Consider the following 14,132-nt stretch of genomic DNA (forward strand, 5'->3'; position numbering starts at 1 on the left):
GCTCTTGCACAAAGATGCTACCCGAGGAAGCGAGGCAGGACCGAGGTGGCGACTTTCGCGATGTCCGATCAGCTGCTGGTGATCATCGATCCGGGGGCACGGCAGACGGACGGGGAGTCCGTACGGATCGCGAAAGACGTGCTCAGCGCGGGTGCGGCGGCCAAGGTGTGTCTCCCGGAGGGCCCGGAGGAATTCGCCCGGGCACTGGGCCGTAGGGGTTCCCGCCGGCCGGTGGTGGTGGGCGACGACACCGCCCTGATGCGCGCGGTGACCCTGCTGCACCGGGAGCGGGAACTGGCCGGATGTGTGCTGTCGGTGGTGCCGGTGGGCGAGACGCTCTCCCTGGCGGCGTCCCTGGGGGTGCCGACCGGGGCGGTGGCGGCGGCGCGGGCGGTCCTCGACGGCGCGGAGCGGCGCCTGGACCTGCTGGCCGACGACAGCGGCGGCCTGGTGCTCAGCGGGCTCGCCATCCCCCCGGCCCCGGTGCGGGTGCCCGCGCCCGCGCCGATGGCGGCCGCCGCCCGCCCCTGGTACCGGTCCCTGGTGCGCACCCTGACCCCGCGCCCGACCCGGCTGTCCGCGATACCCGCCCCCGGCCCCACCCGGTTGCGGGTGGAGGTCGACGGCGAGGCGCTGGTGGACCTCGACCAGCCGGTGGAGTCCCTCTCCCTGACCCCGGCCACCGGCGGCCTCGCCGAACTGGAGGTCCATCCCCTCTCCGTGGGCGCCGAGGCCGGGCCGCTGCGGGCCTGCGGCCGTACGGTCACGGTCACCGGCCCCGACTTCCACTACCGGGCCGACGCGTTGGTGACGGGCCCGGTACGGCGCCGGACCTGGCGGGTGGCCGAGGGGGCGTGGGGACTGGTGCTGCCCGCCCGTCCGTGACCCCGAGCGCCTCGCCCCAATGGTCTAGTGACAAATATTTAACCGCTCCGACCCCTTCCCGTGCCCCCTTCTCGTCCAGCATCCTGCTCCATCAGGACCCAGGGACCGGACCCGGAGGGGGTCATTTCATGGCAGTGGACGAGGGTGTCGTACCGGCGGCGGGGACCGCTGGAGGTGAAACGATTCATCGGCTGAAACCCAATGCCGTCGGACTGCTCGGCGTGGTGTTCATGGCCGTGGCGACGGCCGCGCCGATCACCGCGATGACCGGGAACGTGCCGTTCATGGTGTCCTCGGGCAATGACATCGGGGCGCCCGCGAGTTATCTCGTCGCAATGGTCGTACTGGCAATCTTTTCCGTCGGATTCACCTCGATGGCGAAGCACATCACGTCGACGGGCGCCTTCTACGGATTCATCTCCTACGGCCTCGGCCGCACGATCGGGCTCGCCTCCGGACTGCTCGCCACCTTCGCCTATGTCGTCTTCGAGCCCGCGCTCATCGGGATCTTCTCCACCTTCGCCACGACCACCCTGCGGGACCAGACCGGACTGCAGCTGCCCTGGTGGTCCTTCGCGATCCTGATGCTGGCGATCAACGCCACCGGCACCTGGTTCGGGGTCAGCGTCGCCGAGAAACTGCTGGTGGTGCTGCTGGCGACCGAGGTCACGGTGCTCGCCGCGATGGCCGTGTCCGTCGCCCTGCACGGCGGCGGCCCGCACGGGTTCAGCCTCGCGCCGGTCAACCCGGTCAACGCGTTCAAGGGCACGTCCGCCGGGCTCGGCCTCTTCTTCGCCTTCTGGTCCTGGGTCGGCTTCGAGTCCACCGCGATGTACGGCGAGGAGTCCCGCGACCCCAAGCGGATCATCCCCAAGGCGACGATGGTCAGCGTCCTGGGCGTCGGGGTCTTCTACGTCCTCGTCTCCTGGATGGCCATCTGCGGCAACGGCGAGGCGGCGGCCGTGCAGGCGGCGTCCTCCGCGAACCCCCTCTCGATGTTCTTCGACCCCACCGAGCGGTACGTCGGCCACTGGGCCGTCGACGTCATGCAGTGGCTGATGATCACCGGGTCGCTGGCCTGCGGGATGGCCTTCCACAACTGCGCCGCGCGGTATCTCTACGCCCTGGGCCGCGAGGGCGTGCTGCCCTCGCTGCAGCGCACCGTCGGCCGCACCCACGCCCGGCACGGCTCGCCGCACATCGCCGGGCTGGTGCAGACGGGGGTGGCGGCGGTGCTGATCGGCGCGTTCTGGCTCGCGGGGAAGGATCCGTACACCGGGACGTACGTGCTGCTCGCGATCCTCGGGACGATGGCGATCCTGGTCGTCCAGGCCGTCTGCTCGTTCGCCGTGCTGGCGTACTTCCGCTCGCACCACCCCGAGAGCCGGCACTGGTTCCGCACGTTCGCCGCTCCGCTGGTGGGCGGGGTGGCGATGCTCGGGGTCGTGGTGCTGCTGGTGTCCAACATAGGGGCGGCGGCGGGGAGCGAGTCGGGATCGCTGGTGCTGCGGGCCACGCCGTGGCTGGTGGGGGCGGTCGCGGTGCTGGGGGTGGGGTACGCGCAGTACCTCAAGCGGCGGGCGCCGGAGCGGTACGCGCTGGTGGGCCGGACCGTCCTGGAGGAGACGAAGGAGCGGTAGAACGCCTTCAGCGGGCGTACTTCTCGTCCCGGTAGGCCCGCCACCGCTCCATCATCCCCGCCACGTCCCGCTCGATGAACTCGAAGAAGGCCAGCGTCTCGGACAGCCGGCGGCCCGCGGGGGTGTCGGCGCCGAGGCTGGTGACGCCCTCGCGCAGGGCGTCCTCCCAGCGTTTGATGATGGCGTTGCGGCTGGTGAGGGCCTCGTACCACTGGTCGCTGTGCACCCGGTAGCGCTCACGGCGGGAGCCGGGTTCGCGTTCGCGGGAGACCATGTGGACCTGGGAGAGGTAGCGCACCGCGCCGGAGACGGCGGCCGGGCTGATCCTCAGCCGCTCGCCCAGCTCGGCCGAGGTCAGGGTGCCGGTGTCGGAGGCGAGCAGGGCGGCGAACACCCGGGAGGGCATCCGGTTCATCCCGGCCTCCACGAGCTGGGCCGCGAAGTGCTCCACGAAGGCCGAGACCGCCTCGGGATCCCGACCCGCCCCTGCCGCGCCCACCGCATCCGTCATGGTGCTCACCGTACCCAAATTTAGGGACCTTCGGTAACTTCACAAATTTGTGAAAGAAGCGTACGTTCGGGCCCATGACGAAGGCAATCACGGTCGCCGGGCTGCACAAGTCCTTCGGCCGTACCCACGCGCTGGACGGCCTCGATCTGGAGGTCGGGGCCGGCGAGGTGCACGGCTTCCTCGGGCCGAACGGCGCGGGCAAGTCGACCGCCGTCCGGGTGCTGCTCGGGCTGCTGCGCGCGGACGCGGGTGCCGTGCGGGTGCTGGGGCGCGACCCCTTCCGGGACGCGGTGGAGGTGCACCGGCGGATCGCCTATGTGCCCGGCGATGTGACCCTGTGGCGCAATCTGTCCGGGGGCGAGGTCATCGACCTGTTCGGCCGGCTGCGCGGAGGGCTCGATCCCCGGCGGCGCGCCGAACTGGTCGAACGCTTCGAGCTGGACCCGACGAAGAAGGGCCGCACCTACTCCAAGGGCAACCGGCAGAAGGTCGCCCTGGTCGCCGCCTTCGCCTCGGACGTGGACCTGCTGATCCTGGACGAGCCGACCTCGGGCCTCGACCCCCTGATGGAGGAGGTCTTCCGGCGCTGCGTGGAGGAGGAGCGGGCGCGCGGCCGTACGGTCCTGCTCTCCTCCCACATCCTCGGCGAGGTGGAGCAGCTGTGCGACCGGGTCAGCATCATCCGCGCGGGGCGGACGGTGGAGAGCGGTTCGCTGGCCGAGCTGCGGCATCTGACCCGGACCAGCGTGAGCGCCGAACTCCTGGGTGAGCCGCGCGGGTTGGCGGAGCTGCCGGGCGTGCACGACCTCGACGTACAGGGCCGGCGGGTGCGGCTCCAGGTGGACACCGAGCAACTCGACGGACTGCTGCGGGCGTTGGTGGAATCCGGGGTGCGGACGCTGACGTCGACACCGCCGACGCTGGAGGAGCTGTTCCTGCGGCACTACGCGCAGGACGCCGACGCGGAGCCGGACGGGGTGGCGGTGTGAGCGCGGCCGTCGTGTCCCTGCGGGCGGGCGGTGAGCGGTCGTTCGCCGGTACCGGCGCCCTGGTGCGCCTCGCGCTGCGCCGGGACCGGGTGCTGATCCCGGTGTGGATCGCGGTGATCGCGCTGATGGTGCTGTCCATGCCCGCGAGCCTCCGGTCGCTCTACGGCACTCCCGCCGCCCGCGCCGACCTGCTGCACCAGATGGCGGCGAACACCTCGCTGCGCGCCATGGTCGGACCGGTCTTCGCCGACTCGCTGGGCGCGCTCACGGCCTGGCGGGTCGGGGTGTACGCCGGTGCGCTGGCCGCGGTGCTGAGCCTGCTGGTCGTCGTGCGCCACACCCGGGACGAGGAGGAGAGCGGGCGCCAGGAGATGGTGTCGTCCGGAGCGGTCGGGCGGCGGGCCCCGCTGACGGCCGCGCTGGTGACGGCGGCGGCCGCGAACGCGGTCCTCGCGGCGCTGATCGCGGCGGGCCTTGCCGCACAGGGCGGCGCGGGGGCGGTGGCGTTCGGGCTCGGGGTCGGCGGGACCGGGCTGGTCTTCGCGGCCATGGCGGCGATCGTCGCCCAGCTGACGGAGAGCGCGCGGCTCGCGCGGGGGCTGACGTCGGGGGTGCTGGGCGCGGCGTTCGTGCTGCGCGCGGCGGGCGACTCGGCGTCGTCGGACGGTTCCTCGGCCCTGACCTGGCTGTCGCCGCTCGGCTGGCTGGAGGAGCTGCGGGCCTTCGCGGGCGAACGCTGGTGGGTGCTCGCGCTGTTCGCGGCGGCGGCACTGGTACCGGGCGCGGTCGCCTATGAGCTGGCCGGGCGCCGGGACCTCGGGATGAGCTTCCTGCCGGCCCGGCCGGGACCGGCGAGGGGACGGCTCGGCACGGCGGGCGCGCTGGCCTGGCGGTTGCAGCGGGGCAGCGTGCTGGGCTGGGGGCTGGGGTTCTTCGTCGCGGGGCTGGTGTACGGCGGGGTCGCGACCGGCGCGGCGGACCTGGTGCGCGACAACGATCAGGCGCGGGAGATCCTCCAGCGGATGGGCGGGCAGCAGGGGCTGACGAACGCGCTGCTCGCGGCGCTGACCGGGATGCTGGGGCTGGTGGCGGCGCTGTACATCGTGCAGTCGGTGCTCCGGCTGAGCGGCGAGGAGTCCTCCGGCCGGGCCGAACCCGTGCTCGCGGGCGCGGTCGGCAGGCTGCGCTGGGCCGCCGGGCATCTGGTGATCGCCTTCGGCGGCGCGGCCCTGCTGATGCTGCTCACCGGCCTGGGCTTCGCGGCGGGCTACGGCAAGGACGTCGGCCCGCTGCTGGCCGCGTGCCTCGTCCAGCTCCCGGCGATCTGGGTCATCGGCGGCATCGCCGTCCTGCTCTACGGCGTCCTGCCCCGCGGCGCGTCCGCGGCCTGGGGCGTCGCCGGTGCCGTCCTCCTCCTCGGCTGGATCGGTCCCGCCCTGAAGGCCCCCCGGTCCCTGCTGGACCTCTCCCCCTTCACCCACCTCCCGAAGCTGCCGGGCGGCCCGGTGCACTGGCCGCCGATGCTGGCGCTCACGGGGATCGCGGTGGTGCTGGTGGGGGTGGGGCTGGCGGGGTTGCGGAGGAGAGATGTGGCGGGGTGAGGCCCCGCTCAGTCGACGTACTGCTTGAGGTCCTCGGTGTCGATCTCGATCCCCAGCGGTTCCGGGAGGGAGAGCTTGGCACCGAAGGGCTTCTTCTCGGCGCTGCGGTATCCGATGCCCCGGACCGGATCGCCGTAGAGGGTGACCGAGCAGTCGTCCCGGTCGATCAGCAGGTAGTAGGGGATACCGGCGTCCGCGTATCCGAGGGGCTTCTCCTCCCGGTCACGACGGTGCGTGTCCGCGTCGTACGAGGTGACCTCGACCGTCATCACGACGTCCGCCGTGTCGGCCCAGTTCTCCTTGCCGACGAATGTCCCCCGCGGCGCGAGCACGGCGTCCGGGAGCGCCCTGCCCTTGCGATAGCTCTCCACCTTCAGCCCCACCTCCCCGCCCCCGTACAGCCACAGATCGGTGCCGGACATCATGCAGCGCTCCTGCAGCCACCTGATGATCTCGGCGTGGTTGCCGTCCGTCATGCCCTTGATGCCGATCCGTCCGTTGATGAACTCCAACCTGACGGTCTCGAACTCCCGCGCCGCGAGCGCCGCGAGCTTCTCGAATTCCTCCACGGTCAACGGGGATGCGTGCGTCATAACCGTCATGGTGCCCTCCTTGTAAGGCGAGCACCAGCGTGCCGTGCTGCCGTCGGGCATATGCCAAAACGTCCGCCCGATCAGCCGAACGGGTGATCACCGCACCTCCACGCTCAGCCCCTCCAGGCCCCGGATCACGAAGTTCGGTTTGCGGGTCGGGTCCTTCGCCAGGGCGAGGGTGGGGGCCCGGTTCAGGAGGGCGGTCATGGAGGCGGTCAGTTCGAGGCGGGCCAGGGGGGCGCCGATGCAGTAGTGGATGCCGGCGCTGAAGGAGATATGGGGGTTGTCGGCGCGGGCGAGGTCGAGGCGGGTGGGGTCGGGGAAGACGGCCGGGTCGTGGTTGGCGGAGCCGAAGAGCATGGCGATCTCGGCGCCGCGCGGGATCACCGCGCCGTCGATCTCGATGTCGTCCAGGACCCAGCGCTCGAAGAGCTGGAGCGGGGTGTCGTAGCGCATCAGCTCCTCGATCGCGGTCGGGATCAAGGAGTGGTCGGCGCGCAGGGAGGCCAGCTGGGCGGGGTTGCGGAAGAGCGCCCACCAGCCGTTGACCGTGGCGTTGACGGTCGCCTCGTGGCCCGCGTTGAGCAGCAGGACCGCGGTGGAGATCATCTCCTGCTCGGTCAGCCGGTCGTCCTCGTCGTGCGCGGCGATCAGCCCGGAGATCAGGTCGTCCCCGGGGCGCGTGCGCCGCTCGGCGATCAACTCCCGCAGATACTCCGAGAACTCGACCGACGCGCGGACCGCCCGCGCCGCCGTGTCCTCGGCCGGGTTCAGCTCGTACATCCCGCAGATCGCCGCCGACCAGGGCCGCAGCTGCCCCCGGTCCGCCTCCGGGATCCCCAGCATCTCGGCGATCACCGCCACCGGCAGCGGCTCGGCGACGTCCGTCAGCAGATCGCCGCCGCCGTCTTGGACGAGTCCCGCCACCAGCTCGTCGGCCAGACCGCGCACATACGGCTTCAGCCGCTCCACCGTGCGCGGGGTGAACGCCTTCGACACCAGCCGCCGGATCCGGGTGTGGTCCGGCGGCTCCAGGTCCAGCATCCCGTGATCGTTGAGCGTCCGGAACGGCTCATGCGCGGCCGGGGGCGCGCTCTTCCCGAACTCCTCGTGCGAGAAGCGGTGCTGGTACGTCCGCCCGAGCCGCCGGTCCCGCAGCAGCGCCGAGACATCCGCGTGGTGCGGCACCAGCCACTGGTCCGTGGGCTCGTACCGGACCACCCGCCCGCGCGCCCGCAACTCGGCGTACGCCGGGTACGGATCGGCCACGAACGCCGGGTCCCAGGGATCGAAGGCGAGGTCTACAGGTCCTGACATGCGCCGACGCTAGCCCGCCGGACCGGATCTGACCAGGCCACGGGCTCAGCCCGGCGTCACCAGCCGCGCCTCGTACGCGAACACCGCCGCCTGGGTGCGGTCACGCAGGCCCAGTTTGACCAGGATGCGGCTGACATGGGTCTTGGTGGTGGACTCGGCCACCACCAGGCGCTCGGCGATCTCCGCGTTGGACAGGCCCTGGGCGATCAGGACCAGGACCTCGGTCTCGCGGTCGGTGAGGTCGCCGTAGGCGCCCTGGGCGGCGGGCAGCGGGCGGCGGACCTCCGCCAGGCGGGAGAACTCGGAGATCAGGCGCTTGGTGACGGAGGGCGCGAGCAGCGCCTCACCGGCGGCCACCACCCGGACGCCGTCGGCGAGTTGGCGGGCCGAGGCGTCCTTGAGGAGGAAGCCGGAGGCGCCCGCGCGCAGCGCCTGGTAGACGTACTCGTCCAGGTCGAAGGTGGTCAGCACCAGGACCTTCGCCGCGGCGTCGGCCGCCACGATCTCGCGGGTCGCCTCGATGCCGTTCAGCTCGGGCATGCGGATGTCCATCAGGACGACGTCCGGGGCGAGTTGCCGTACCCGCTCCACCGCCTCGCGGCCGTTGACGGCCTCGCCGACGACCTCGATGTCCGGCATCGCGTTCAGCAGGACGGAGAAGCCCTCGCGGACCATCATCTGGTCGTCCGCGATCAGGACACGGATCGTCATGCGCCGCCCTCGGGTTCGGCCGCCGGGGCCGCCACGGGGAGGAACACCGCCACCTCGTAGCCTCCCTCGGTGGTGCGGGCCGCCGTCATCTCGCCGTCCAGCATGGTGACACGCTCCCGCATGCCCGTGATGCCGTGCCCCGCGCCCGGTGACGGCTTCAGCAGGCTCGGCGCGGGCGGCGGCCCGTTGACCACGCGCAGGCCGAGACCGCCGAGGACGTAGGAGACCTCCACCCGGGCGCTCGCCCCCGGCGCGTGCCGCAGGGTGTTGCTCAGCGCCTCCTGGACGATCCGGTAGGCGGACAGCTCCACCCCCTGCGGCAGTTCGCGCACCGCGCCGGTCACCGCCTTGTCCACGGTGAGTCCGGCCTCGCGGACATTGGCGAGCAGCCGGTCCAGATCGGCGAGTGTGGGCTGCGGGGCGTCCGGTGCCTCGTAGTCCTCCGCGCGGACGACCCCGAGGACCCGGCGCAGCTCGGTCAGGGCCGCCACCGCGTTCTCCCGGATGGTGACGAACGCCTTCTCCAGCTCCGGCGGCGGGTTCTCCACCCGGTAGGGCGCCGCCTCCGCCTGGATGGCGACCACCGACATATGGTGGGCGACCACGTCGTGCAGCTCCCGCGCGATGGTGGTGCGCTCCTCCAGCAGGGTGCGCCGCGAGCGCTCGTGCTCGGTCACCGTCTGCTGCGCGGTCATTTCCAGGGCGGCCTCCTTGCGGACGTGCCGCACGGCGACCACCAGCAGGATCAGCGCGGACAGGAACATCATCTGGGCTATGTCGTCCTGGTCGTACACCTGGCCGAACAGGCTCGCGTCGAAGACGCCGTACGCGCCGGTCAGCGCCCACATCCAGGCCGCCGTGCGCGGCCGGGTGCGGAGCGCCACGACGGTGAGCACCACCAGGTGGGAGAAGAAACCACCCGGCGTCCAGATGCCGCTCACCCAGTCGCCCCCGGTGACCATCCCGGTGACCGTGCAGGCCGCGAGGGACAGCCAGAACGCCCCGGCCGGGCGGACCAGGGTCAGCAGGACCGGTGCCAGGGCCAGCAGTCCGCAGATCAGAACCGCCGCGGTGGAGGTGCCGGAGCGGAACAGGGTGATCCACATCGCCAGCACGCCGAAGAGCACCACCACGGCGTGCGGGGTCCAGGCCCCGTACTCCCGCAGCCGGCCCGAACGGCGGCGCACCCAGCGGCTGTCGGGGCCCAGCGGGGGCAGCGGCCGGTAGGCGAAGGCGTCATGGAACAGGTCCTGCCGCAGCCCGGCGAGGGCATCCGCGGCCAGCCGGAACTCCGGGCTGCGCGGGCGGCCGGACCCGAACGGTACTTTCGGGTGCGGGGGCGTCGTCTCGGTCACAGGGGAAACGGTAGGCGGCGGACGGTGTCCGGTCGTCAGCTTGGAGTCGGGTTCCCCGGCCTCCGTCTCAGGTACTACGCGGGGCATACGGCCCTCACCGCGCCCCCGGCCGGATCAGCCCCGACTCGTACGCGAAGATCGCGGCCTGGGTGCGGTCCCGCAGTCCCAGCTTCACCAGGATCCGGCCCACATGGGTCTTCACCGTCTGCTCGGCCACCACCAGCCGGCCCGCTATCTCCGCGTTGCTCAGCCCCTGCGCGATCAGCGCCAGTACCTCCGTCTCCCGTTCGGTGAGGTCCCCGACGCGCCGGTGCCCCGGGGCGCGGCGGCCGCCGTGCAGCCGGGAGAACTCGGCGATGAGGCGCCGGGTGACACCGGGGGCGAGCAGCGCGTCGCCGCCGGCCACCACCCGTACCGCCTCGGCGAGTTTGTCGGCGGAGGCGTCCTTGAGCAGGAATCCGGAGGCGCCCGCGCGCAACGCGTCGTACACGTACTCGTCCAGGTCGAAGGTGGTCAGCACCAGGACTTTGACGGCGGGTTGGGCGATGGCGATGTGCTCCGTGGCCTGGATGCCGCCCAGTTCGGGCATGCGGATGTCCATCAGGACGACGTCCGGAGAGAGTTCGGCGGACTTCGTGATCGCGTCACGGCCGTCCACCGCCTGGCCGACGACCTCGATGCCGGGCTGGGCGTCGAGCAGCACGGTGAAGCCCTGCCGGACCATCTCCTGGTCGTCGGCGATGAGTACGCGGATGGGGCGGGCGCCGCTCGTCATGGGGTCTGTTCTCCTGGGGTGGACATGGGCGGGAGCGAGAGCGAGGGGGCCGCGGACGGAACGTCGGGCGAGGTGCCGGGCGGGGTGCCGGGTGGGCCGTCGGGCGGGGTGCCGTCGCCGGGGAGGTAGGCCGTGACCGTGAAGCCGCCCTGGGCGGTGGCGGCAGCGGTGACCCGGCCGCCGAGCATCGCCGCGCGCTCGCGCATGCCGAGCAGTCCGTGCCCGGCGCCCGGGGAGGGCGGAACCTTCTGCCGGGGGCGGGAGTTGGCTATCTCCAGCCGGAGCCCGTCCGGGCCATGGACGACCTCGACACGCACCCGGGAGCCCGGTGCGTGCCGCAGCGCGTTGCTCAGCGCCTCCTGCACGATCCGGTACGCCGACAGCTCCACGCCCGGGGTGTACGGCCGTACCGCGCCCAGGACCTCCGCGCTCACGTCCAGACCCGCGGCCCGGGTGTTCTCGATCAGGGTGCCGAGCCGGGCCAGGGTCGGCTGGGGGGCGTCGGGGGCGGCGCCGGTGCCGGGCGCGCCGAGCCCGTAGGGGCCCTCGGGGTCCTCCGGGTGCTCGGAGCGCAGCACTCCGAGGACCCGGCGCAGTTCGGTCAGGGCCTCCAGGGCGTTCTGCCGGATGCCCGTGAGGTTCTCGACCAGTTCGGGCGAGGGCCGTTCCACCAGGTGGGGGGCCACCTGGGCCTGGATGGAGATGACCGACATATGGTGCGCGACCACGTCGTGCAGCTCCCGGGCGATGCGGCTGCGCTCCTCCAGGAGGGTGCGCCGGGCCCGCTCCTCGGCGGTGAGGCTGGTCTGCTCGACGAGTTCGGCGCGGGCCTGGCGACGGCCGTGCAGGGCGATGCCGAGCACCGTGACCACCGCGGACAGGACCACCGCGGCGACTCCGGTCGGCTGGTAGTCGGCCCCGCCCCAGCCGCCCTCCAGGGCCCAGGTCAGCAGCGCGGTCAGGACCAGCGCCTCGACCGCCACCCGGGCGCGCACCCGCAGCGCGAGCAGCAGCAGGACCAGCAGATGGCCGATGATCCCGGCGGCCGTCCAGGGCCAGGAGAACACCACCCCCGGTATCTCCCCCAGGTGTCCGCGCACCGCGACGGCGCACACCACGGCCGCCGCCATGGACAGCCACCAGGCCGCGACGGGCCGGCGCAGCGCGAGCAGGACCGCGCCCGCCGGTGCGAAGCCGATCGCGAAGGCGGCGCCCGGGTTCAGCCCGCCGTTGTTCCCCAGCTGCGCCACACCGCCGAGCCCGACCCCGAACGCGGCCAGGCAGACCAGTCCGTGCGGCAGCCAGCGCAGCCAGACGAACACGGGCAGCGGATCGCGGCGCGCCGTCCACAGATCGTCGCGCAGCACCCGCAGCGCCCGAAGTACCCACAGTCCCCGTCGTCCGTGGTCCGCGAGCAGCGCGAACCCTTGACGATCCCCCGATTCCGTCACGTCGTCCACCTTAGACACGGTGACCTCGCGGAACACGGGGGCCAGCCCCCGTATCCTCCCCGCCCGCCGCGCCGTTGGCGTGCCCGACGCCCGCGACGCGACCGAGCCGCCCTGGCCGCCCGGCCCGCCCGGCACCCCGGTGCACCCGGACCACCCTGCCGCGCCGCCCCCGCCCCCGCACGTGCCGACGGCCGCCGCCGCCCTGCTCGTACGACCGGAACGCTCCCCAGCACACCGCGAGGACCAGCGCGAACACCGGGAGCCAGCCGAGCCGGGCGGCGATCCAGGCCGGGCCGTCGGGGGAGGTGTGCAGGCCGGGCAGGCGGCCGGCCGGAAGGGTCGCGGCGGTGGTGGCCATCAGGGCGGTCTGGTGCCACAGGAAGATCGTCATCGCGGAGAGGTTGACCGCGGCCACGGCCGCCCACGGCAGCGGGCGGCGCATCGCGCGGCGCAGCCGGTCGCGCAGCAGCAGCGCGAGGCCGCACTGGGCGAGGCCGAAGGTGACGGCGGCGAGGGTCGGCGGGTCCAGGTTGGAGACCGCCGCGCCGGGGACGCCGACCATGCCGGCCGGGTAACCCGCCCAGCAGACGAGGCCCACCGTGGCCGTCGTACCGAAGACCAGCAGGACCCGGCCCGCGCGGCGGGTGTCCAGTTCACCGCGGGTCCAGGCGGCGCCCAGGGTGTAGGGGACCAGCCAGCCGGCGGGCAGGTTCGCCCAGCCGAGCCAGGAGGGACCGAGATGCAGGCCGAAGCGCAGCACGTCCACATGCAGGACGACGGCGAGCGGCCACAGGGGGTGCAGGCGGGCGACGAGCGGGGTCGCGGCGGTCAGCGCGGCGAACACCAGCAGGAACCACAGCGGGGACAGGGCGAGTTTGACGAGGGTGTGGACGGTGTCCGCCGGGGCGCCGGTGAGCAGCAGGCCCGCGGTGACCACGGCCCACAGGCAGAGTAGGGCGAGGACCGGGCGGGCGAGGCGGCCGAGCCGGGCGCGCAGCCACTGCCCGTATGTCAGGCCGCGGGCGCGTGCGGAGGCGAGGCTCTTGGTGGCCACGTGCCCGCCCACCAGGAAGAACACCGCGAGGGTCTGGAAGATCCAGGAGATCGGGGCCAGCCAGGGCATGCGGCCCAGGGGGCTGGCGGTGTGCAGCCCGCCGTCGTGCGCGACCAGCGCGGTGACCAGCCAGTGGCCGAGCACGATCCCGAGGATCGCGCAGGCCCGCAGGGCGTCGACGGCACGGTCGCGGGAGTCTGGCGTGGCCTCGTCGACGCGCCGCGCGCCCTGCCGTACGGCCTGCCACATCCCCTTCTTCGTAGGGCTGTCAGCCACGGGTGACCTCCGAGGTCTCGCCGCGGGCGATCCGGGCCAGGTTGGCGAGGGAGGCCGAGCCCGGGGTGAAGTAGCCGCTGTGGTCGGCGGGGCCCGCGTCGAAGACCCGGGCGCCGAAGGCCCTGGAGACGGGGTCGGCGCCGAGTCCGACGGTGGCGAGGAGCAGGTCGACGCGGACGTGCGGCACATCCGCCACCCAGTCGTCGCCGCCGCGCGCCGCCCAGACCCGGGCGCGGGTGCCGAGGGCGGCCACGTCGCCCGCGCCGGTGCCGGGGCTGCCGACCAGGGCGATGTCGGCCACGTCGAGACCGCGCGCGGCCCGCCCGCAGACGACGGAGCCGTAGGAGTGGCAGACGACGGAGAGGTGCGCGCCGGGGGCCAGCTCGCGCAACGTCCTTGCGAACAACCGGAGTTGCGGTGCGGCCTCGTCGGCCCGGGTGGTGGTGGCGACCGTGGTGCTGACCGTGGCGGGCGTGCGGTAGCCGAGCCAGGCGACGACGGCGGTACGGGGGCCGGGGCCGCGGTTCGCCGCCCGGTACAGGGCCTCGGCCGCGCGGCGGAAGCGGGGGTAGGTGTCCAGGGAGGTGTCCGAGCCGGGGACCAGTACCGCGATGTGCCCGGCGTGCACGAGATCCCCGAACACCTCGGTGACCAGGCCCGCGCCCCGCCCGTCGAAGGCCAGCAGCTGACGCCGAGTTGAGCCGATGGCCCGGTCGGCGGCGGCACGGCGGGAGTCCCCGTGGGCGGCCGCCATCCGCGCGGCACGGGCGGCGTCGGCACGGTTGGCGGCGTACGCGGTGGCGAGGCCGGCCGGGGTGAGCGGCGGCAGGGCCGCGGGAGCCGGAGCCGGAACATTCGGCCGGGCGGCCGCGGACAGGGGAACGGTGAGCGCCGCGGCGAGCAGGGCGGCGACGACGGTACGACGGATACGGTGCGCGAGGCGCCCCATGACGGCTTCCTTCCAGCCGTCCCGG

Annotated in this window: 13 protein-coding genes; 4 read left to right on the plus strand and 9 right to left on the minus strand. The window is 73.2% G+C overall.

Going from position 1 to position 14,132, the window contains the following annotated elements; all coding sequences use genetic code 11:
* Positions 1-60: 60 nt before the first annotated feature.
* Both AB0N90_RS13515 and AB0N90_RS13520 read left to right on the plus strand, forming a co-directional pair.
* On the plus strand, positions 61-885 hold the full coding sequence (locus AB0N90_RS13515) for a diacylglycerol kinase (RefSeq protein WP_365195905.1): 825 nt from the start codon (positions 61-63) through the stop codon (positions 883-885).
* A gap of 128 nt (positions 886-1,013) precedes the next feature.
* Positions 1,014-2,525, plus strand: a complete 1,512-nt coding sequence (locus tag AB0N90_RS13520) for an APC family permease (RefSeq protein WP_365195907.1) — start codon at positions 1,014-1,016, stop codon at positions 2,523-2,525.
* Positions 2,526-2,532: 7 nt separating this feature from the next.
* Here the strand turns inward: AB0N90_RS13520 and AB0N90_RS13525 are convergent, their stop codons facing one another.
* A complete protein-coding gene (locus tag AB0N90_RS13525) occupies positions 2,533-3,036 on the minus strand; it encodes a MarR family transcriptional regulator (RefSeq protein ID WP_361672558.1) in 504 nt (167 codons plus the stop codon).
* A 74-nt stretch (positions 3,037-3,110) separates the two neighbouring features.
* Here AB0N90_RS13525 and AB0N90_RS13530 point away from each other — a divergent pair, with 74 nt between their 5' ends.
* Entirely contained in the window at positions 3,111-4,025 is a 915-nt protein-coding gene (locus AB0N90_RS13530; protein ID WP_365195910.1) for an ABC transporter ATP-binding protein, read from the plus strand.
* Entirely contained in the window at positions 4,022-5,626 is a 1,605-nt protein-coding gene (locus AB0N90_RS13535) for an ABC transporter permease (protein WP_365195913.1), read from the plus strand. Before AB0N90_RS13530 ends, AB0N90_RS13535 begins: the two co-directional genes overlap by 4 nt.
* An 8-nt stretch (positions 5,627-5,634) precedes the next feature.
* On the opposite strand, the gene AB0N90_RS13540 is transcribed toward AB0N90_RS13535, so the two are convergent.
* From AB0N90_RS13540 to AB0N90_RS13575, 8 genes are all read right to left on the minus strand, one after another.
* Positions 5,635-6,228, minus strand: coding sequence for a Uma2 family endonuclease (locus AB0N90_RS13540; protein ID WP_365195916.1), 594 nt, complete (start codon positions 6,226-6,228; stop codon positions 5,635-5,637).
* An 87-nt stretch (positions 6,229-6,315) separates the two neighbouring features.
* Positions 6,316-7,536, minus strand: a complete 1,221-nt coding sequence (locus AB0N90_RS13545) for a cytochrome P450 (protein WP_365195918.1) — start codon at positions 7,534-7,536, stop codon at positions 6,316-6,318.
* 45 nt (positions 7,537-7,581) lie between these two features.
* Positions 7,582-8,247, minus strand: a complete 666-nt coding sequence (locus tag AB0N90_RS13550; RefSeq protein ID WP_361672548.1) for a response regulator transcription factor — start codon at positions 8,245-8,247, stop codon at positions 7,582-7,584.
* Positions 8,244-9,689, minus strand: a complete 1,446-nt coding sequence (locus AB0N90_RS13555; protein WP_365195921.1) for a histidine kinase — start codon at positions 9,687-9,689, stop codon at positions 8,244-8,246. The genes AB0N90_RS13550 and AB0N90_RS13555 overlap by 4 nt, the downstream gene beginning before the upstream one ends.
* Before the next feature lie 7 nt (positions 9,690-9,696).
* Positions 9,697-10,377, minus strand: a complete 681-nt coding sequence (locus tag AB0N90_RS13560) for a response regulator transcription factor (RefSeq protein ID WP_365195924.1) — start codon at positions 10,375-10,377, stop codon at positions 9,697-9,699.
* Positions 10,374-11,795: a sensor histidine kinase gene (locus AB0N90_RS13565; RefSeq protein ID WP_365196717.1), complete on the minus strand. Its 1,422-nt coding sequence runs from the start codon at positions 11,793-11,795 to the stop codon at positions 10,374-10,376. The genes AB0N90_RS13560 and AB0N90_RS13565 overlap by 4 nt, the downstream gene beginning before the upstream one ends.
* A 43-nt stretch (positions 11,796-11,838) precedes the next feature.
* Complete coding sequence (locus tag AB0N90_RS13570) at positions 11,839-13,131, minus strand: acyltransferase (RefSeq protein WP_365196720.1); 1,293 nt, start codon at positions 13,129-13,131, stop codon at positions 11,839-11,841.
* Between the two features lie 19 nt (positions 13,132-13,150).
* On the minus strand, positions 13,151-14,107 hold the full coding sequence (locus AB0N90_RS13575) for an alpha/beta hydrolase (protein WP_365195927.1): 957 nt from the start codon (positions 14,105-14,107) through the stop codon (positions 13,151-13,153).
* Positions 14,108-14,132 lie beyond the last annotated feature (25 nt).

It is taken from the genome of Streptomyces sp. NPDC093018 (genome assembly GCF_040684035.1).
Taxonomy (GTDB): domain Bacteria; phylum Actinomycetota; class Actinomycetes; order Streptomycetales; family Streptomycetaceae; genus Streptomyces; species Streptomyces murinus.

Bases quoted from the DNA above. Each gene is read 5' to 3' on its own strand.
- AB0N90_RS13560 (WP_365195924.1), bottom strand. From the start codon at position 10,377: ATGACGAGCGGCGCCCGCCCCATCCGCGTACTCATCGCCGACGACCAG.
- AB0N90_RS13550 (WP_361672548.1), bottom strand. From the start codon at position 8,247: ATGACGATCCGTGTCCTGATCGCGGACGACCAGATGATGGTCCGCGAG.
- AB0N90_RS13525 (WP_361672558.1), bottom strand. From the start codon at position 3,036: ATGACGGATGCGGTGGGCGCGGCAGGGGCGGGTCGGGATCCCGAGGCG.
- AB0N90_RS13530 (WP_365195910.1), top strand. From the start codon at position 3,111: ATGACGAAGGCAATCACGGTCGCCGGGCTGCACAAGTCCTTCGGCCGT.
- AB0N90_RS13515 (WP_365195905.1), top strand. From the start codon at position 61: ATGTCCGATCAGCTGCTGGTGATCATCGATCCGGGGGCACGGCAGACG.
- AB0N90_RS13575 (WP_365195927.1), bottom strand. From the start codon at position 14,107: ATGGGGCGCCTCGCGCACCGTATCCGTCGTACCGTCGTCGCCGCCCTG.
- AB0N90_RS13570 (WP_365196720.1), bottom strand. From the start codon at position 13,131: ATGTGGCAGGCCGTACGGCAGGGCGCGCGGCGCGTCGACGAGGCCACG.
- AB0N90_RS13540 (WP_365195916.1), bottom strand. From the start codon at position 6,228: ATGACGGTTATGACGCACGCATCCCCGTTGACCGTGGAGGAATTCGAG.
- AB0N90_RS13520 (WP_365195907.1), top strand. From the start codon at position 1,014: ATGGCAGTGGACGAGGGTGTCGTACCGGCGGCGGGGACCGCTGGAGGT.
- AB0N90_RS13545 (WP_365195918.1), bottom strand. From the start codon at position 7,536: ATGTCAGGACCTGTAGACCTCGCCTTCGATCCCTGGGACCCGGCGTTC.
- AB0N90_RS13555 (WP_365195921.1), bottom strand. From the start codon at position 9,689: ATGCCCCGCGTAGTACCTGAGACGGAGGCCGGGGAACCCGACTCCAAG.